The organism is Muricoccus vinaceus (assembly GCF_042433125.1).
Classification (GTDB): domain Bacteria; phylum Pseudomonadota; class Alphaproteobacteria; order Acetobacterales; family Acetobacteraceae; genus Roseomonas; species Roseomonas vinacea.
Window position 1 is genome coordinate 128,230 of sequence record NZ_JBHLVZ010000002.1, and the last position, 18,115, is coordinate 146,344.

Consider the following 18,115-nt stretch of genomic DNA (forward strand, 5'->3'; position numbering starts at 1 on the left):
CAGCCCAACACCGCTGCGGGCCGCAGACCATGAACTCCGCCGCCGCGGCACCTTCCGCCCGTCCTCCAAGCTTTGCCGAGGCACTGCGCGTATGGCTGCGGATCGGCCTTCTTTCCTTCGGCGGTCCCGCCGGGCAGATCGCCCTTCTCCACCGTGAGGTGGTGGAGCAGCGGCGCTGGATCTCGGACGCGCGCTTCCTGCACGCGCTGAACTTCTGCACCCTGCTTCCGGGACCCGAGGCGCAGCAGCTCGCCACCTATCTCGGATGGCTGCTCCACGGCGTGCGCGGGGGCGTCGCGGCCGGGGCGCTGTTCGTGCTGCCGGGCATGGTGGTGATGCTCGGGCTGTCCCTGCTTTACGCGACCTCGGGCGAAATGCCGCTGGTGGCCGGGCTGTTCTTTGGCCTTCGCTCCGCCGTGATGGTGCTGGTGGTCGAGGCGCTGCTGCGGGTGGCGCGGCGGGCGCTGAAGACCCGGGCCGCCTGGGCCATGGCGGGGCTGGCCTTCGCCGCGCTCTACCTGCTCTCCGTTCCCTTCCCTCTCGTGGTGCTTCTGGCTGCGCTGACCGGCTTCCTGCTCCCGGCTGCCTTTCGCGCCCCGGCGCATGACGTGGCCAGGGACGGCCCGCCCGCCCTGCTCGATGCCGTGCTCGCGGCCGATCCGGGCCGCCCCGCCCGCCTGGCCGCCCAGGCGTGGCGCGCGGGCTGGGTGGCGGTGGCGTGCTGGCTGCTGCCCGTGGCCGCGCTGATCCTCGCCGGGGCGGGGGTCTTCGCCGATATCGCCGTGTTCTTCTCCAAGATGGCGGTGGTGACCGTGGGCGGGGCCTATGCCGTGCTCGCCTATGTGGCGCAGGAGGCCGTTCAGGTGCGCGGCTGGCTGACCCCGGCGCAGATGCTGGTCGGGCTGGGCTTGGCCGAGACCACGCCGGGGCCGCTGATCCTGGTGTTGCAGTTCGTGGGCTTCATGGCCGGGCTGGGCCAGGCAGGGGGGATGGCCGGCGGCATCGCGGCCTCCCTCCTGACGGTCTGGGTCACCTTCGCGCCCTGCTTCGCCTTCATCTTCCTCGGCGCCCCCTTCGTGGAGCGGCTGCACGCGAACCGGGCGCTCACCGGTGCGCTGGCGGCGGTGACGGCTGCGGTGGTCGGGGTGATCGCCAATCTGGCGCTGTGGTTCGGGCTGCGCGTGATCTTCACGGAGGTGCACCGCGCCGGGTTCGGTCCGGCCGGACTGGACCTGCCTGTGCTCGCCAGCCTGGACCCCTGGGCCCTCGCCCTCTCGGTGCTGGCGGCCATGCTGCTGTTCGGCCTGCGCCTGGGCCTGCTGCCGACGCTGGGCGCCACCGCCATCGCCGGGCTGCTGGCGAGGCTCGCGGCCGGCTGAGCGGGCCGGTCGCCGGTTGCATAGGATACCCCCCCACCCTATTTTTCTGCTGTGACCCACACCATCGACGACAAGCAGAAGCTCCTTGCCCGCGTCCGCCGCATCCGCGGGCAGGTCGAGGCGGTGGAGCGCGCGCTGGAAGCCGATGCCGATTGCGGGCGCGTGATGCACCTGCTGGCCAGCACCCGCGCCGCCATGTCCGGCCTGATGGCCGAGGTGGTGGAGGACCATGTCCGGTCGCATCTGGTGGACGCGGAGAAGCACCCCGGCGCACTGGACGAAGAAGCCGTGGAGCAGTTGCTCGGCGTCGTCCGCACCTACATGAAGTGAGGCCCGGCCATGACGTCCTTCAGCGAACTGGTTCAGCAGGGTGCCACCCATGCCTGGCTGTTCATCCCTTCGGCCATTCTGCTCGGCGCGCTGCACGGGCTGGAGCCCGGGCATTCCAAGACCATGATGGCGGCCTTCATCGTGGCGGTGCGCGGCACGGTGCCGCAGGCCGTGCTGCTGGGGCTATCGGCCGCGATCTCGCACACGGCGGTGGTCTGGGCGGTGGCACTGGTCGGGCTGCACTATGCCAGCCGCTTCGATGCGGAAACCTCGGAGCCGTATTTCCAGCTCGCTTCCGCCGCCGTGGTGGTGGGCGTGGCCGCCTGGATGCTCTGGCGAAGCTGGCGGGACCGGCAAGGCGGGCACGACCATCACGGCCATGGCCACAGCCACGGCGCGCACGCGCATGCCGGGCATGAGCACGCGCACGCGCATGGGGGCGACCTGCGCCGCATCGACACCGGCCATGGTGCCGCGACGCTGGACATCTCCGAGGAGGGCGTGCCCCCGCGCTGGCGGCTTCGTCCCGAGAATGGCGGCCACTGGGCGCCCGCCGGGGTGACGCTGGAAACCGTCCGCGGCGATGGCGCGCGCCAGGTCTTCACCTTCACGGAGCGCGGCGGCCAGCTGGAATCCGTCGAGACCATCCCGGAGCCGCACGCCTTCCGCGCCCGGCTCCGGCTGGCCCATGGCGGCCACGCGCATGAGTACGAGTTGGCTTTCCACGAGCATGACCATGACCATGCACACGCTGCGGGCCACGGGCATACGCGGGGCCAGGGTGGGATCGAGGTCGGCGGCGAGGGCTTCCGGGACGCCCATGAGCGCGCCCATGCCGAGGACATCCGCCGCCGCTTCAACGGGCGGACGGTCACCACCTGGCAGATCGTGCTCTTCGGCCTGACGGGCGGGCTGATCCCCTGCCCCGCCGCGATCACGGTGCTGATGCTCTGCCTCCAGCTCCGCCAGTTCAGCCTGGGCGTGGCGCTGGTGCTGTGCTTCTCCGTGGGCCTCGCGGTGGTGATGGTGTCGGTGGGGGCGGGCGCGGCCTGGAGCATGCACAAGGCCGAGCGGCGCTGGTCCGGCCTGTTCGAGACCGTCACGCGGCGCGCGCCCTATGTCTCGGCGGCGCTGATCCTGCTGGTCGGCCTCTACATGGGCTGGCAGGGCTGGACGCATCTTCCCGCCCATGCCGCCTGAGGCCCGCGGCATGGATCGCGCGATGCGGGCCGCCTGGGGAAGCCTGCTGGTCAGCTTCGTCGTCCTGGGGCTCAAGCTCGCCGCCTGGTGGGTCACGGGCAGCGTCGCCCTCTACTCGGACGCGCTGGAGACGATCATCAACGTGGTGGCGGCCGCTGCCGCCCTGGTGGCGCTCCGCATCAGCGCGCGCCCGGCGGATGCCGACCACCCCTATGGCCACCAGAAGGCCGAGTACTTCTCCGCGGTGCTGGAGGGGATGATGGTGCTGGGCGCCGCCGCCGCCATCCTGCACGAGGCCTATGGTGCCTGGGCGCATCCCGCCCTGCCCGAGGCGCCCTTCCTCGGCATGGCGATCAATGGCGCCGCCACCTTGCTCAACGCCTTCTGGGCAGCCTTCCTGATCCGGTCCGGGCGCGCATGGCGCTCACCGGCGATCCTTGCCAGCGGGCGGCACGTCCTGACCGATGTTTGGACCTCCGGCGGCGTGCTGGCGGGCTTCGCCCTGGTGCCGGTGACCGGCTGGGCCTGGCTGGACCCGGCCATGGCCGCGCTGGTGGCGCTGAACATCATCTGGACCGGCATCGCCATGGTGCGAGACTCCGTCGGCGCCCTGATGGACCGCGCGGTGGAGCCCGAGGTGCTCACCGCCATCCGCCGCGTCATCCGCGACGAGGCGGCAGGGGCGCTGGAGGCGCACGACCTCCGCACCCGCGCCTCCGGGCACATGACCTTCGTGGAGTTCCACCTCGTGGTGCCCGAGGCGATGACCGTGGGCGCCGCGCACGCGATCTGCGACCGGCTCGAAGCCGCGCTGCGCGCGGAGCTCGGCGAGGCCGTCATCACCATCCACCTCGAGCCCGAGGCGGAAAGCGAGCGGCGCGGCGTGCCCGTTCTCTGAGCCGCGCCTCAGCGGTAGCGCGTCACCAGCCGCCCCGGCTTCTCCCCCGTTGCGCCGCGGGCCGCGGAATAGGTGGGCACGCCGTTGCACCAGACCTCCTCGATGCCCTCGGAGAGCTGCTTGGGGTCCTCGAAGGTGGCGCGGTCGCGCACGGCATGGGGGTCGAACAGCACCACGTCCGCCACCGCGCCCTCGCGCAGGAAGCCGCGGTCCACCATGCCGAAGATCTCCGCGGCAAGGCCGGTCATCTTGTGGACGGCGACCTCCAGGCTGAACAGCTTCACGTCGCGCACATAGTGGCCGAGCACGCGCGGAAAGGTACCCCAGAGGCGGGGATGGGGATGGGCGTCGTGCGGGATGCCGTCCGAGCCGATGACCGAGAGCGGGTGCGCCAGGATGCGGCGCACGTCCTCCTCGTCCATCTGCCAGGTCACCTGCCCCGCCGGCAGCAGGCGGGCGGCGGCGGTGCGGATGTCGGTGTTCCAGCCGCGCGCGACGTCCTTCAGGTACCTGCCGGCCATCTCGGGGTGCGGGACGGACCAGGTGACCATCACCTCCACGTCGTCGCGCAGCTTGTCCGGCATCAGCACGGTGGAGCCGGCGGGGTACGGGTAGGCATCGAAGGACAGGTCCTGCGTGCGCGCGTATTCCGCCAGCAGCGGCAGCGTCTGGGTGGAGCGGCCGTAGTTCTCGGGCATGGAGCACTTGTGGTGGCTGACATGCACGGCCACCCCGGCGCGCTTGCCGATCTTGGCCGTTTCCTCGATGGAGGCGAGCACGCGGTCCGCCTCGTCGCGCATGTGCGTGCAGTAGAGGCCGCCGAAGGGACGCAGCGCCTCGGCCACCGCGATCACCTCCTCCGTGGTCGCCTGGGCGTTGGGCGGGTAGTAGAGGCCGGTGGAAAAGCCGCTCGCCCCCTCCCCCATCGCCTGGCGCAGGCGGTCGTGCATCCGGGCGATCTCGGCGTCCTTCGCGGGGCGGTAGACGTCGCCGCCCATGGCCTCCACCCGCATGGTCTGGTGGCCGACGAAGGCGTAGGTGTTCACCTCCGAGCCGCGCGTCTTCAGGGCATGGGCGTAGTCGCCGAAGCTGTCGAACTCCCACCAGCTTTCATCGCCCAGAAGGTCCAGCGGCGGGATCGGGCGGGTTTTCAGGCGGAGCGGGGAAAGACTCACGCCGCAATTGCCGACCACCACGGTGGTCACGCCCTGGCTGGTCTTGCAGGTCGTGCAATCGGGCCCGCACAGCACGGCGCGGTCGTCATGGGTGTGGCTGTCGATGAAGCCGGGCGCGAGCGCCTTGCCCGTCGCGATCACCTCGCGGTCCGCCGAGGCGGCGCCGAGGTCGCCGACCCCCACGATCCGGTCGCCCCGCAGCCCCACATCGCCGATCCGGCGCGGGCTGCCCGTGCCGTCGAACAGGGTGGCATCGCGGATGATGGTGTCGCAGCGCAGCGCCATGGGGGAACCTTCCGGAAAGGGGCCGGCATGATGGCCCCGCGAGGCCGCCCGATCCAGGCCCGGGCCCCTGGAGGGGCGCGGCCCTTGCCGCGCCCGGGAACCTTGGGGGCCGCGGGGCCTTCTTTCCGGTGATGCCGAGCGGAACCAGCCCCCACAAGCCCCCGCCGGGGGATCCGCCCAATGGGGCGAAGGCGCGCCTGGCGGGCCGGATCGACCGCCTGCAGGAAAGGGTCTCGGACCTTTCCAAGGCGGTGCCGCTCGCGGACCGCCTGGGGGCCGGGGCGCAGCAGGCCCTCCTCTCCTCCGCCGGAGCACTGATCGCCTATCTGCCCACCCAGGCGCTGGGGCTGCGCGAGGGCTTCTGGGGCGCCATCACGGCCATCGCCGTCATGCAGACGGAGTTCGGCGCAGCCCGCAACACCGGGCGGGACCAGGTGATCGGCTCGGCCGTCGGAGGGGCGATCGCGGTGGCGGTGGCGCTGGCCCTCGGGCAGGGGCTGTTCTTCTACATCCTCGCGGTGGTGCTCTCGGTGCTGGCCTGCGCCGCGCTCAACGTCGCATCGGCCAGCCGGCTGGCCGGGATCACCGCCACGATCATCATCCTGGTTCCGCATTCTGGCTCGCCCCAGCACATGCTGCTCTCCCGCGTGGGCGAGGTCGCCTGGGGCGCGCTGGTCGGGCTCAGCCTGGTCTGGCTGTACCTGCGCCTGCGGGACGCTCAGTCCGAGAAGAAGTCCGGCATGGCGGGCGGCGGCGGTTCGGGGCCGCGCACCGCGCGCTGAACCGTGGTTTCCAGCGCCTGGAGGAAGCGGGAGCGGTTGTCGGCGCTGAAGCTGGAGTTCCGCGTCTGGCCGTTCGTCACCTCCCGCATGTGCCGGGCGATCTCACGCCCGGCGAGGGCCTGGCCGATGTTGGTGGTATCCCAGACCTTGCCGCTGGGTGCCAGCGCGTGGCCCCCGGCCGCGAGGCAGCGGGAGGCGAGCGGGATATCGGCGGTGACGCAGATGTCGCCGGGGCGGATGGAGTCCGCGATCCAGTCATCGGCCACGTCGGGACCATCCGCCACGATCACGCGGCGCACCCAATCGGGCAGCCGCACCCCGCGGGAGCCGTTGGCGACCACCGTGACCGGCAGGCCATGCCGCTCGGCGACGCGGAAGGCCTCGTCCCGGACGGGGCAGGCGTCGCCGTCGACGTAGATGTGCGGCGCGCTCAGAGCAGGCCGTCCGCGAGGTCGCGCGCGGCCAGCGCCGGGTCGCGCTGCGCCGGGTCGCCCATGCCGCCGCCGCCCGGCAGCAGCAGGCGCAGGCGCTTGCCCTTGGGGATCACCTGGTAGCCCTTGGTGCGGAGCGGCGTGCCGTCCGTCAGCCCGACCCAGCCGGGCGCGCCGTCGCCCCCGCCGTCCCGCCCGCGCGGGGCATTGGCCACGCGGTCGAAGATGGCGTTGACGGCGAATTCGGCGTCGTCCCGCGCACCGATCTCCATCACCTGCCCCAGGCCGCCGCGCGTGCGGCCGGGGCCGCCCGAGCCCGCGCGCAGCTCCTTCTTCCAGAACACCACGGGGGCCACGTTCTCCGTCGCCTCCACTGGCATGGTCCGCACGCCCGAGGGGAAGGCGGTGCCGTCCAGCCCGTCCTGCCCGGGCCGGGCGCCGGTCCCGCCGGAGTTGAAGGTGATGACCTCGAAATCGGGCAGCTCGGCCTCCGCCCCGCTCACCTGGCCGCCGCCGCGCAGGGGCGGGTTCCACAGGCAGGAGGAGCCCTCCGCCACCACGCGGTCCGGCACCGCCTGGTGCAGGCAGCCCATCATGAGGTCCGGCAGGAGCTGCCCGACCACATGGCGCACGCTCACGGGAAAGGGCCGCGGGGCATTGAGGATGCAGCCTTCCGGGATCTGCATCCGGAAGGGCAGCAGGGAAGCCCAGTTGTTCGGCACCTCCGGCGCCACAACGCACTTGATGCCGAAGCAGGCATAGGCCCGGCAATAGGCGGCGGGGACGTTGATGCCGCGCCCCGAGAGCCCGGAGGTGCCCGCGTAATCCACGGCGATGTGGTCCTCGGCAACCGTCATGCGGGCGCGCAGCGTGACGGGTGCCTCGTAGCCGTCCGAGCTGATTTGCGCGCGGAACTCGCCGCGCGGCAGCTTCGCGATCTCGGCCAGCGTCGCACGGGACGAGGCCTCGAAGATCGACTCCGCAAGGTCGTCGATCGCCTCCATCCCGTACTCGTCCATCATCTCGACGAGACGGCGCGCGCCGGCGTCGTTGCAGGCGCAGAGGGAATAAACGTCGCCCTCCAGCTCCGCCGGCGTGCGGGTACCGGCGCGCAGGATGTCGAAGAAGGTCTCGTTGGCGCGCCCCTGGTCGAAGCACTTCACGATGGGAATATAGAGCCCTTCCTCGAAGACCGAGCGCCCTTCCGGCCCCATGCCGAGGCCGCCGACGTCGATCACGTGCGCGGTGTTGGCGAAGAGCGCGACGATCGTGCCGTTGCGGAAGGCGGGGGTGACCACGGTCAGGTCATGCAGGTGGCCGGTGCCGAGCCAGGGGTCGTTGGTGATGTAGTGGTCGCCCGGCTTCATCGTGCTGGCCGGAAACTTCGCGAGGAAGTGGCCGACGGATTCCATCATCGAGTTCACATGGCCCGGCGTGCCCGTGACGGCCTGTGCCAGCATCCGGCCGCGCAGGTCGAACACGCCCGCCGACAGGTCGCCCGCCTCGCGCACCGTGGTGCTGAAGGCGGTGCGGATCATGATCTGCGCCTGCTCCTCCACCACGGCGATCAGGCGGTTCCACTGGATCTGGCGCTGAATGGTGGCGAGGGCGTCGCTCATCGGGTCAGCTCCAGGTATCCCAGCCCATCCATCCGGCAGGTCCATCCCGGCCCCACCAGCGTGCTCGTCTCGGCCTCGGCCACGATGCAGGGGCCGGCGACCGCCGCACCGGGCGCGAAGCCCTCGCGGTCATAGACCGGCCAGTCCGACACCGCGCCCCGCGCCGTGTCGCGCACGGCCTGATGACGGACCGGCGCGGGCGCCGGTGCCTCCGACACCTCGGCCACGGGCGGCGGCGCCTCGACCTCCGTCGCGACGGTCACGGCGAAGGAAAGGATTTCCACGTCGCTGCCCGGCACCGGCCGGTCGTAGAAGCCGGCATAGGCGACGTCGTAGGCGGCGCGCACCGCCTCCACGTCCGCCGCCGCCAGCGTCTTCACCGGCAGTTCGACCGCGATCTCGTGCCCCTGGCCGACATAGCGCATGTAGGCGATGCGCCGTTCCACCAGAGGTGCCCCGAAGGAGCCCTGCGCGACCACCCCGCGCGCCTCGGCCGACATTTCCGCCAGCAGCGCGTTCACGGCCGCCGCGTCGAAGGAGCGGAAGCGCTGGTAGAGGCTGCGGACCACCTCGTAGCCCACCGGAGCGCGCAGGAAGCCGATGGCGGAGCCCACGCCGGCGCCGGATGGCACGAGCATCCGGTTCACGCCGATCTTCTCCGCCACGCGATAGCCGTGCACCGGCCCGCCACCGCCGAAGGCGATGATGGCGCGGCCGTCATAGCCCTTGCCGCTCTCGATGGCGTGGACGCGGGCGGCGTTGGCCATGTTCTCGTCCACCACCTCCACCACGCCCAGCGCCGCCATCTCCGGCGGAAGGCCCAGCGCGCCGAGGGAGGCGTCCATCGCCCCGCGCGAGGCCTCCGGGTGCAACGCCATGCTGCCGCCGGCGAAGCTCGCGGGGTCGTAGCGGCCGAGCAGCAGGTTCGCGTCGGTCACCGCGGGCTTCGCACCGCCACGGCCGTAGCAGGCCGGGCCGGGATCGGCGCCCGCGCTTTCCGGCCCCACCTGGATGCGCCCCAGCGCGTCCACCGAGGCGATGGAGCCCCCGCCCGCGCCGATCTCCACCATCTCGATGACGGGGATGCGCAGCGGCAGGCCAGAGCCCTTCTTGAAGCGCCCGATCCGCGCCACCTCGAAGGAGCGGGCGGTCTGCGGCGCGAAGTCGTCGATCAGGCAGACCTTGGCGGTGGTGCCGCCCATGTCGAAGGACAGCACGCGGTTCCACCCCTTCTGCCGCGCCACATGGGCGGAGAAGATGGCGCCGCCCGCGGGCCCGCTCTCCACCAGGCGGATCGGGAAGCGCGCGGCCGTTTCCAGCGTGGTGAGACCGCCGCCCGACAGCATCAGGAACAGCGGGCAGGCGAAGCCCGCTTCCGCCAGCCCGTCCCGAAGGCGGCCGAGATAGGTGGCCATCAGCGGCTGCACATAGGCGTTGGCCGCGGTGGTCGAGAAGCGCTCCCATTCCCGCATCTCCGGCGAAACCTCGGAGGAGAGCGAGACCGGCAGCCCCGGCCATTCCCCGCGCACGATCTCCGCCGCGCGCCGCTCATGCACGGGGTTCACGAAGGCGTGGAGGAAGCCGATCGCGAGGCTCTCGACCCCCTCCCCGCGCAACCGGCCGACGGCCGCGCGCACCGCCGCCTCGTCCAGCGGCAGCAGCACGCGGCCGGTGTTGTCGAGCCGCTCCGGCACGGTCAGGCGCCAGCGCCGGGGCACCAGCGGCTGCGGCAGCGTGATGTTCAGGTCATACTGGTCGTAGCGGCTCTCGTTGCCGAGCGCGAGGACGTCGCGGAAGCCCTCCGTCGTCAGCAGCGCGGTGCGGGCGCCCTTGCGCTCGATCACGGCGTTGGTGGCCAGCGTGGTGCCGTGGATGAACAGTGCCACGTCGGCCGGGCCGAGCCCGGCCTTGGCGAGCACCGCGCGGATGCCCTCCAGCACGCCCCGTTCCGGCGCGGCGGGGGTGGTCAGGACCTTGGCGGTCCAGCGCTCCACCCCGCCCTGCCCATCCGCCCGCTCCAGCGCCAGGTCGGTGAAGGTGCCGCCGATGTCGGCGGCCAGCCGCGCCCCGGTCGTCACCCGTCAGACCACCCGCACCACGCCGCCGTCCACGCGCAGGATCGTGCCGGTGATGTAGGAGCCGGCGTCGGAGGCCAGGAAGGCGGCGGCCTTGCCGAACTCGTCCGGCGAGCCGTAGCGGCGCAGCGGGATGGTCTTCTCGCGGTCCGCGATCACCTTCTCGGGCGTCGAGTTCTGCTTGGCCGCCGCCGCCCCGGCCAGCTCCACGCTGCGGTCGGTCAGGATGGCGCCGGGGGCGATGATGTTCACGGTGACGTTGTCCGGCCCCACCTCGTCGGCCAAGGTCTTGACCCAGCCCACGATGTTGGCGCGAAGCACATTGGAGAGCGCGAGGTTCGCCAGCGGCTGGACCATGCCCGTGCTGCCCACCGCGATGATGCGCCCGTGCTTCTGCTGGCGCATGGCCGGCAGCAGCGCGTTGGCCAGCCGGATCGGCGACAACACGATGCGGCGGAACCAGGTCTCCAGCGCTTCCTCCGTCAGGTCGGCGGCCGTGCCGGCGGGCGGGCCGCCGTGGTTGAGCACCAGGATGTCGATGCCACCCAGCGCCGCCATGGCGCCCTTGGCCAGGGCGTCCATGTCCTCGCCCTTCGCGACATCCGCCGCGAAGGCATGGGCCGCGGTGGCGCCCAGGCCGGTCAGCGCCTGGCAGACCGGGGCCAGGCGTTCGGCGTCGCGCCCGGAGATGGCCAGCGCCGCCCCATCGGCTGCCAGCGCCTCCGCAATGGCGCGGCCGAGACCCTTGGACGCGCCCATCACGAGCGCCCGCTTGCCGCGCAGACCGAGTTCCATCGCAAACCTCCCGTCGAATCAGGGGGCGGACCCTGAACCGGGCCCCTCGCCCTGGCAAGGTCGGGCGGTGTGGTTTGGCAAGCGGCCGAAGGCCGGGCATCCTGCCACGCATGGCCCGTCCGACGCTGCTGCAAACCCGCTCCCTGCCCGAGGCCGTGGAGGCCCGTGCCGCCCGCGACTACGCGATCCGCCGGCCGGAGGGACCGGACCGCGTCCTCGAATCCGCCGCCCTCCTGCGCGCCGCCGAGGGCTGCGACGGCATCCTCTGCGCCGCGGGCGATGGGCTGGACGCCGCCACGGTGGCTGCCCTTCCCGCCTCCGTCCGCATCGTCGCGACCTTCAGCGTGGGCACCGACCACATCGCCCTGGACGCCGCCCGCGCCCGCGGCATCCCCGTGACCAACACGCCGGATGTGCTGAGCGTCGCGACCGCCGAGATCGCCATGCTGCTGATCCTGATGTGCGCCCGCCGCGCCGGGGAGGCGGAGCGGCTGCTGCGCGCCCGGGAGTGGAAGGGCTGGGCGCCCACCCAGCTCATGGGCGTGACGCTGGAGGGCAAGCGGCTGGGCATCCTCGGCATGGGCCGCATCGGGCGGGCGCTGGCCCGCATGGCGCGCGGGATGGGAATGGAGGTCCACTACCGCAACCGCGCCCGCCTTTCCCCGGAGGAGGAAGAGGGCGCCACCTTCCATGGGGAGGACGGTGCCTTCCTCGCGGCCTGCGACGTGCTGTCCATGCACATCCCGGGCGGCGAGGCGACCCGCCACTGGCTTGGCGCGGCGCGCATCGCGCAGCTTCCGCGCGGCGCCATCGTGGTGAATACCGGGCGCGGCACCACCGTGGACGACGCGGCGCTGTGCGAGGCACTCCGCAGCGGGCACCTGCGCGCCGCGGGGCTGGATGTCTTCACCGGGGAGCCCGCGATCTTCGAGGGCTATCACAGCGCGCCCAACGTAACCCTGCTGCCCCATCTCGGCAGCGCCACGGTGGAAACCCGCGACGCCATGGGTTTCCGCTGCCTGGACAACCTGGACGCCCTGCTCATCCACGGCGCCGAGCCCCCCCACCGCGTCGCCTGAGGACCCCACCGCATGTTCTTCGACTTCGAGGCCATCCCCAAGAAGGAGCGCTACAAGCTCGTGGTCTCCACGGTGGTGCCGCGCCCGATCGCCTGGCTGGTGACGCAGGATGCGGAGGGTCGCACCAACGCCGCGCCCTATTCCTTCTTCAACGTGTTCAGCAACGACCCCGTGGTGGTCGGGATTGGCGTCGGCGCGCGCGGCATGGGCGGCGAGGAAGGGCCGGAACTGAAGGACACCTTCGCCAATATCCAGGCCACCGGCGAATTCGCGCTGTGCCTGGTGAACGAGAACACGGCGGAGGCGATGAACGTCACGGGTGCGGACTATCCGCCCGGCGTGGACGAGCTGGCGAAGGCCGGCCTCACCGCCACGCCCTGCAGCAAGATCAGGGTGCCGCGGATCGCGGAAAGCCCGGTCGCGCTGGAGTGCCGGCTCTGGAAGACCATCCCGATCGGCACGCACAACCTCGTGCTGGGCGAGGTGCTGGCGATCAATATCCGCGACGACTGCATGCTCGACCCCGCGCGGCACTACGTCGACACGCCGCGTCTCGGCATGGTCGGGCGCATGCACGGCAGCGGCTGGTATGCCCGCACCACCGACCGCTTCGAGCTTCCCCGCGTGACGCCCGAGCAGGTGGAAGCCCGGCAAAAGGACCGATGATCCGCCACCCCCGCCCGTTGCCGGCGGCAACCCAGCCAGGTGACAGTCTTTTCCCATGCTGATCTATCTCGCCGGACCGGAGGTTTTCCTGCCGGATGCCGATGCCCTGGCCGAAGCCAAGCGCGCCCTCTGCGCCCGCCACGGGGCGACCGGCATCTTCCCGACCGATCCCGTGGAATGCCCGGAGGCCGATGCCGCGACCGAGGAGTGGCTCGCCATCTATCTTCGCAACGAAGCGCATATCCGGCGGGCGGATGCCCTGATCGCCAACCTCACCCCCTTCCGCGGCCCTTCCGCTGATCCCGGCACGGTCTACGAGTTGGGCTTCATGCGGGCGCTTGGCCGCCCGATCGCCGGTTACGCGAACACGGACATCCACTTCGAGGAGCGCACGCGGCAGTTCCTCGGGTCCGGCGCCCGCCGGCGGCCGGAGGGCGGCTGGGCCGATTCCGAGGGGCTGCACCTCGAATCCTTCGGCCTGCACGAGAACCTCATGATCGACGGCGGTCTGCGCGCCGCGGGAGGCCTCCTCGTGACGCGCGCGGTGCCGGCGGCCGCCCGCTGGCGCGACCTGGGCGCCTTCGAGGCGGCCCTGGCCGCTCTGCTGAAATCCGCCTGACCCCGCTTGCCCCCCCGGCCCAGGCCCCCTATACCCCGGCGCCGCGGGACAGGTGGCCGAGCGGTCGAAGGCGCGCGCCTGGAAAGTGCGTATAGGTCAAAAGCCTATCGTGGGTTCGAATCCCACCCTGTCCGCCATTCAGCACACCCGCACAGTCCCGCATTCTCCCGCTACGCTTGATTTTGCTGGCGAAGCGGTCGAACGTCTCTCCCGCATGTTCCCTTCCCGTTCCCCATCATCCCGGCGTAGTCCCGGGCAGCATCCCGGGTATCGCTTCCGCATATCCCGGGTATGGCCCTGATGCTGACCGATCGGCAGGTTCGGGCCGCTGCTCCTAGCGAGAAGCCGTACAAGCTGACCGACGCCCAGGGTTTGCACCTCGCCGTGCAGCCCGGCGGCTCTCGCCTCTGGCGCTACCGATACGAGCTTCCGGGCGGGAAAGAGCGCGTGCTGGCGCTGGGGGCTTACCCCGAAGTGTCTCTGGCTGATGCGCGGGCAGCCAGGGACGATGCGCGGCGCCTGCTGCGCCAGGGCGTGGATCCCTCAACGGAGCGGCGCAAGGCCAAGCTGTTGAGTGCACGGTCGGCCGTCGAAACCTTCGAGGCTGTCTCCCGGGCTTGGCACGATCGGCAGACCCCAGGCTGGACGGCAACGCACGCCGCTCACGTGATGGCCAGCATGGAGGCCGATCTGTTTCCAGCCCTCGGCCCGATACCGCTGCGGGAGATCACCCCTCCCCTGCTCCTGACGGCCCTGCACAAGGTAGAGGCGCGCGGTGCCAATGACCGCGCGCACCGTCTGCGCCAGCGGGCGGAGGCGGTGTTCGCCTATGGCATCGCGTCCGGCCTCTGCGACGCCAACCCGGCCGCGCTGGTTGGCGCTGCTCTGGCTCCGGTCAGGCACGGACAGCGACCGGCGGTGACGACGCTGGACGGCGCCCGGCGGCTGCTGCGTGAAGTAGAGGCAGTGCCCGCCCACCCCGTGACGCGCCTTGCGAATCGCCTGCTGGCGCTGACTGCGCTCCGACCCGGGGAGGTGCGGCAGGCTGAGTGGACGGAGTTCGCAGCTCTGGACCCGGCGAACCCCGTGTAGACCGTGCCTGCGCCGCGGATGAAGATGAAGCGCCCGCACCCGGTGCCGCTGTCGCGCCAGGCCATGGAGATCATCGAGGCTCTGCGTCCCCTCACTGGCCGCGCCCCTCTGCTCTTTCCGAACGTTCGCCGGGCCCACGAGCCGATTAGCGACAATACCCTCTCACGCTATGTGAACCGATCCGGACACCAGGGCGCGCATGTGCCGCACGGCTGGCGGTCCAGCTTCTCCACCATCATGAACGAGCTGCACCACAACGAGAAAGACCGCGCGGTCATCGACCTGATGCTAGCTCACCTGCCGAAGAACGCGATCGAGGCCGCCTACAATCGCGCAGCTTACATGCCGCGGCGGCGTGAGATTGCCCAGCAATGGGCGGACATGCTGATGGACGGGATGGAGCCCGCCTCCGCTTAGCTCACTGGGCCGCGGCGCTGACCCATGTCCTTCAACCGGTTCTTTGGCGCCCATCCCGTTCAGGTGCCTTGCTCATGCGGAACGGCGAGCAGGTTTTATACAACAACTCCCGAACCGACTGTGCCGCACGTACCTACCCACTCGGCCTTGAGCGCAGTAAGCTAATTGCAAGGACGACGCCTGGATGGCGCGTCAGGAGCGAGATGGGGCGGGGACTTGCATAGAATTGCGTGTCACTTTCGTAACCTCGCCATGAACAACGCAGGTTCGCATCGGGTAAGAACTGGCTGGACCATATCAGCAGCTCTCCTGGCAGCGCTGCTAGTTCTCCGCTACGCGATCTATGCTGCTGCAGCTCAACCTTTCGGGGGCCTCGTTGACGCGCTCTGCAAGTGGGACTGCGGGTGGTACGCCTACGTCGCTGCTCAGGGCTATGAGCTGAGTCCGCAGCTGGAGGCCAATGATCAGGCCAACTGGGCCTTCTTTCCCGCCTTTCCGGCGCTGGCCCGGGTGGTGGCCGGTTTGGTCGGGATACGCCCAGCTGCGGCGGGGGTCATGCTTAACGTCGCCCTGCTAGCCGCCTTCGTGATGCTCGCCGTTCTCTGGTTCGAGAAGACGTGGCCGCAACAGCCCGGCAGCGCTGGAAGAACGGGACTGATCTTCTTCCTCCTGGTCTGGCCGGCTGGATTCTACCTATCTGCCCCTTTGACGGAGGCGTTGTTTAACACTCTGCTGCTGGCCATGGTGCTGCTTCTCCGGGCCGGGCTCTGGATGCCGGCCGGGCTAGCCGCTGCCGGCCTCTCGGCGACGCGCCCAAACGGGATCATCGTGGTGGTTCTCGCCTCCTTAGCCGTGGCGGTTCCGCCTCTGCTCCAGCTCGCTGCCTCCCGCACGGCAGAGGCGCGATCGGGGGCAGCGCTGGCGCTGCTCCGTGCCGCGGCGTTCAGCGCCTTGGGTGGACTGGGGATCGCGAGCTTCATGATCTTTCTCCATCTCCACATGGGCGATGCCCTCGCCTTCTTCCATGTGCAGGTGGCTTGGGGGCATGGGTTCGGAAGCCCGCTCTCGACGCTGCTGCAGGGTTTGCAGGCTGCGGACCTTGCCAACTTGACTGGAGACGTGACGCGGGTACGGAGCGAGACCTTCCTGTCCCTTGCCGCGCTGGCCTCCCTTGTTGTCGCAATATGGCTGGGTTGGCGCCGCCGATGGCTGGAGGCTACAGTCCTCATCGCTACGCCGATCGTCCCGCTCAGCACGGGATATCCCATCGGGCTGATCGGGCTCCAGCGCTACGTGCTGACCAATCCTTTTCTGATCCTCGCAATCTGGGATTTCGTGCGCCGGTTACCGCCCATCTGGCGTGGGGCCGTGGTGGCGGTCCTGGCTGCCGCGCAGGGATGGAGTCTCTGGATGTTCTACCGTGGTGCCCTGGTCTTGGTCTGATCGCCGCAGGTGGGCAGCGGGGTTGGTGCTGGCCGCAGGGTCGGTGATTCACCTCGCTGCGATCCTGCTGGCGCTTCACCCACAAGTCAGCGAGGCTTACACCGAGCGCTATATAGCGCGGACAAGCCGGTGCCTGCGTCAGCCCCCGCCGCCTGTTGTAGCGTCGCTACCAGCCCGTCTCGGTACCTTCGACGGGCAACACTGCCCCAGGCTACTACGGGCTGGGTGGCATCTCTCCGAGCCTAACTTAGCTTGGTCAACGAGCGAGCGGCCCTCGATCGTCTTTACTCTCGCTCCAGAGCTGTCGGTGAGACGGCTCACCTTGTACTTCGCGCAGATGCTCGGTGCCGCGGCTCACCCCCGAACCCTGCAGGTGCTGCTGGACGGAGTGCCAGTGGCGGCGTCGAGAATTGACCAAGGGGGCCCGTTTGAGATCTCAATTTCAGGGGAAAGCCTGAAGCCTGGCACGACGTACCGGATGGAGTTGCTGCTGAAGCGGCTCTACACCCCAGAGGGTTTAGGATTGGGGTCGGATCAACGGCGCATTGGGGTGGCGCTCGCCACGATCGGCTTTGAGTGAGGAGTTATACTAAGCGCCTTGGTGAATGACCGCTTTGAGTGGTTTGCAGACCTAGGGTCAGGACCCGTTAGTTGAGGCTGGCGCTTGCATCAGGCGTAGGGTCGGAGGCCTTCGATCCCGGCGTGGCGCAGTTTCGACAACTGCATTCTCGACCGAAAAGCAGCCGCTCTCTGGCAAGACGCTAACCTTGGCTCGCGGTAGGAAAACGAAGCCCGCCCGACTTGGTGCAGCGAAGCCCAGTGCATACTGACCGTCTTCGGTGCTCGGGCCGCCCTTTTGTGGCAGTTGAAGGCTCGGCAGCCTCCAATTTAGGCTGGCGTAACCGTCAATGTACTCATGGATGATGCAGACGTACGAGAAGTGGTCGTCATTGTACTCCGCAAGTCGGATTACTCTCGGCTCGCTGGCGTTCAGAGCGCTGAGCACAGAAGTTTGGAGCCGCTGAAGCGCTTCGGTATCGGCGGGCCGAAGGGGCTTGTCGCGCGTGAGATTATCAAGAAGCAGCGCTACGAAGACGCAGATGCCCAAGATTGTGCCTGCCCGACGCAAGAGCAAAGCTGGGCCAGGTGGCTGATCAGAGCTTGCTCGATCGTTGTTCATTCAGGACAAAAATATCACCCGCCGGTGGCCCACGTCATAGCTAGGGTCAGGACTAGTGCTCAGACGCATTCGGATGGTGCAGCCAATGATTGCGGACTTACGGCTAGAGGCGACATACTCAATGAGGGAGAACCGCCATAGCCCGTGAACCTGACGATCTAGGTGACGCCCGAAGCCGGGATGAGAACCGCAAGTTCCGTGGAATGGCCGAGAGAACCAAGTCGGCCGACCCGGTGTTCGCCTACGCTCCTCGCTGGGTGCCGACAGGCGACTGGCGCATGTCCGGGTTCGACGTTCTCACCATCGTTTTCGGCGTTGCGCTGATCCTTATGATTCTGGGCATGCGCCTGTTCGGCGTCATCGGCGGCTAATAGCGCAAGGCTCAAAATCTGCACCATCCGAATGTGTCTGAGCACTAGCGCGCGTCCCTCATGGGGGCTCGGAATGCAATGGTGTGAAACGAGCGCTGAGCTGGGCCTACGTTGGCCGGGCACTCATCGTTGGTAGCTTTCTTGCTTTCTGCATCGGTGTCGGCTTTGCATACTCAGCGCTGAAGGCGCTGCCGAAAGGATAGCTTGCGCTCATCTGCCGGGGTCTCTCGCGCGTGCCCACGGAGGCCAATACCCAACTTGGATCACCGCAGCGCCGGC

Annotated in this window: 18 protein-coding genes and 1 tRNA gene; 14 read left to right on the forward strand and 5 right to left on the reverse strand. The window is 69.8% G+C overall.

The annotated features are described in order from the left end of the window. The first annotated feature begins 29 nt into the window (after positions 1-29). Genes chrA through ACFFIC_RS02360 form a run of 4 tightly spaced genes read left to right on the forward strand, consistent with a single transcriptional unit; the run spans position 30 to position 3,807 of the window. Positions 30-1,379 carry a chromate efflux transporter gene (gene chrA, locus ACFFIC_RS02345; RefSeq protein ID WP_377048442.1) on the forward strand — a complete coding sequence of 450 codons (1,350 nt, stop codon included), beginning with the start codon at positions 30-32 and terminating at the stop codon, positions 1,377-1,379. A gap of 51 nt (positions 1,380-1,430) precedes the next feature. Continuing rightward, positions 1,431-1,709, forward strand: a complete 279-nt coding sequence (locus tag ACFFIC_RS02350; RefSeq protein WP_377048443.1) for a metal/formaldehyde-sensitive transcriptional repressor — start codon at positions 1,431-1,433, stop codon at positions 1,707-1,709. A gap of 9 nt (positions 1,710-1,718) precedes the next feature. Next, the gene (locus ACFFIC_RS02355; protein ID WP_377048445.1) at positions 1,719-2,909 is read left to right on the forward strand and encodes a nickel/cobalt efflux transporter; all 1,191 of its coding nucleotides are present in this window, start codon (positions 1,719-1,721) and stop codon (positions 2,907-2,909) included. Beyond that, complete coding sequence (locus tag ACFFIC_RS02360; RefSeq protein ID WP_377048446.1) at positions 2,899-3,807, forward strand: cation diffusion facilitator family transporter; 909 nt, start codon at positions 2,899-2,901, stop codon at positions 3,805-3,807. Before ACFFIC_RS02355 ends, ACFFIC_RS02360 begins: the two co-directional genes overlap by 11 nt. Before the next feature lie 8 nt (positions 3,808-3,815). On the opposite strand, the gene ACFFIC_RS02365 is transcribed toward ACFFIC_RS02360, so the two are convergent. Then, a complete protein-coding gene (locus ACFFIC_RS02365; protein ID WP_377048447.1) occupies positions 3,816-5,267 on the reverse strand; it encodes an N-acyl-D-amino-acid deacylase family protein in 1,452 nt (483 codons plus the stop codon). A 131-nt stretch (positions 5,268-5,398) separates the two neighbouring features. Between ACFFIC_RS02365 and ACFFIC_RS02370 the strand changes: the two genes are divergently transcribed. After that, positions 5,399-6,049 (forward strand): FUSC family protein, encoded by a 651-nt coding sequence (locus tag ACFFIC_RS02370; protein ID WP_377048448.1) that lies wholly within the window; start codon positions 5,399-5,401, stop codon positions 6,047-6,049. On the opposite strand, the gene ACFFIC_RS02375 is transcribed toward ACFFIC_RS02370, so the two are convergent. From ACFFIC_RS02375 to ACFFIC_RS02390, 4 genes are read right to left on the reverse strand one after another with little or no spacing between them, the layout of a single operon-like run. Further along, a complete protein-coding gene (locus ACFFIC_RS02375; RefSeq protein ID WP_456306920.1) occupies positions 5,986-6,483 on the reverse strand; it encodes a YaiI/YqxD family protein in 498 nt (165 codons plus the stop codon). The genes ACFFIC_RS02370 and ACFFIC_RS02375 overlap by 64 nt on opposite strands. Next, positions 6,480-8,099 carry a hydantoinase B/oxoprolinase family protein gene (locus ACFFIC_RS02380; protein WP_377048450.1) on the reverse strand — a complete coding sequence of 540 codons (1,620 nt, stop codon included), beginning with the start codon at positions 8,097-8,099 and terminating at the stop codon, positions 6,480-6,482. Before ACFFIC_RS02380 ends, ACFFIC_RS02375 begins: the two co-directional genes overlap by 4 nt. After that, entirely contained in the window at positions 8,096-10,177 is a 2,082-nt protein-coding gene (locus tag ACFFIC_RS02385) for a hydantoinase/oxoprolinase family protein (RefSeq protein WP_377048451.1), read from the reverse strand. Before ACFFIC_RS02385 ends, ACFFIC_RS02380 begins: the two co-directional genes overlap by 4 nt. 3 nt (positions 10,178-10,180) lie before the next feature. Further along, positions 10,181-10,969: an SDR family oxidoreductase gene (locus tag ACFFIC_RS02390; protein ID WP_377048452.1), complete on the reverse strand. Its 789-nt coding sequence runs from the start codon at positions 10,967-10,969 to the stop codon at positions 10,181-10,183. Positions 10,970-11,079: 110 nt separating this feature from the next. Between ACFFIC_RS02390 and ACFFIC_RS02395 the strand changes: the two genes are divergently transcribed. From ACFFIC_RS02395 to ACFFIC_RS02435, 9 genes are all read left to right on the forward strand, one after another. Beyond that, positions 11,080-12,048 carry a 2-hydroxyacid dehydrogenase gene (locus tag ACFFIC_RS02395; protein WP_377048453.1) on the forward strand — a complete coding sequence of 323 codons (969 nt, stop codon included), beginning with the start codon at positions 11,080-11,082 and terminating at the stop codon, positions 12,046-12,048. 12 nt (positions 12,049-12,060) lie between these two features. After that, complete coding sequence (locus ACFFIC_RS02400) at positions 12,061-12,714, forward strand: flavin reductase family protein (RefSeq protein ID WP_377048454.1); 654 nt, start codon at positions 12,061-12,063, stop codon at positions 12,712-12,714. A 55-nt stretch (positions 12,715-12,769) separates the two neighbouring features. Then, on the forward strand, positions 12,770-13,333 hold the full coding sequence (locus ACFFIC_RS02405; RefSeq protein WP_377048455.1) for a nucleoside 2-deoxyribosyltransferase: 564 nt from the start codon (positions 12,770-12,772) through the stop codon (positions 13,331-13,333). 46 nt (positions 13,334-13,379) lie between these two features. Further along, positions 13,380-13,470 (forward strand) — tRNA-Ser (locus ACFFIC_RS02410). Positions 13,471-13,633: 163 nt separating this feature from the next. Continuing rightward, on the forward strand, positions 13,634-14,425 hold the full coding sequence (locus ACFFIC_RS02415; protein ID WP_377048456.1) for a tyrosine-type recombinase/integrase: 792 nt from the start codon (positions 13,634-13,636) through the stop codon (positions 14,423-14,425). 18 nt (positions 14,426-14,443) lie between these two features. Next, positions 14,444-14,842: a tyrosine-type recombinase/integrase gene (locus ACFFIC_RS02420; protein ID WP_377048457.1), complete on the forward strand. Its 399-nt coding sequence runs from the start codon at positions 14,444-14,446 to the stop codon at positions 14,840-14,842. 252 nt (positions 14,843-15,094) lie between these two features. Beyond that, on the forward strand, positions 15,095-16,285 hold the full coding sequence (locus tag ACFFIC_RS02425; RefSeq protein ID WP_377048458.1) for a hypothetical protein: 1,191 nt from the start codon (positions 15,095-15,097) through the stop codon (positions 16,283-16,285). Between the two features lie 307 nt (positions 16,286-16,592). Further along, complete coding sequence (locus tag ACFFIC_RS02430) at positions 16,593-16,865, forward strand: hypothetical protein (protein ID WP_377048459.1); 273 nt, start codon at positions 16,593-16,595, stop codon at positions 16,863-16,865. 803 nt (positions 16,866-17,668) lie between these two features. Further along, the gene (locus ACFFIC_RS02435; RefSeq protein ID WP_377048460.1) at positions 17,669-17,836 is read left to right on the forward strand and encodes a hypothetical protein; all 168 of its coding nucleotides are present in this window, start codon (positions 17,669-17,671) and stop codon (positions 17,834-17,836) included. Positions 17,837-18,115: the final 279 nt, after the last annotated feature.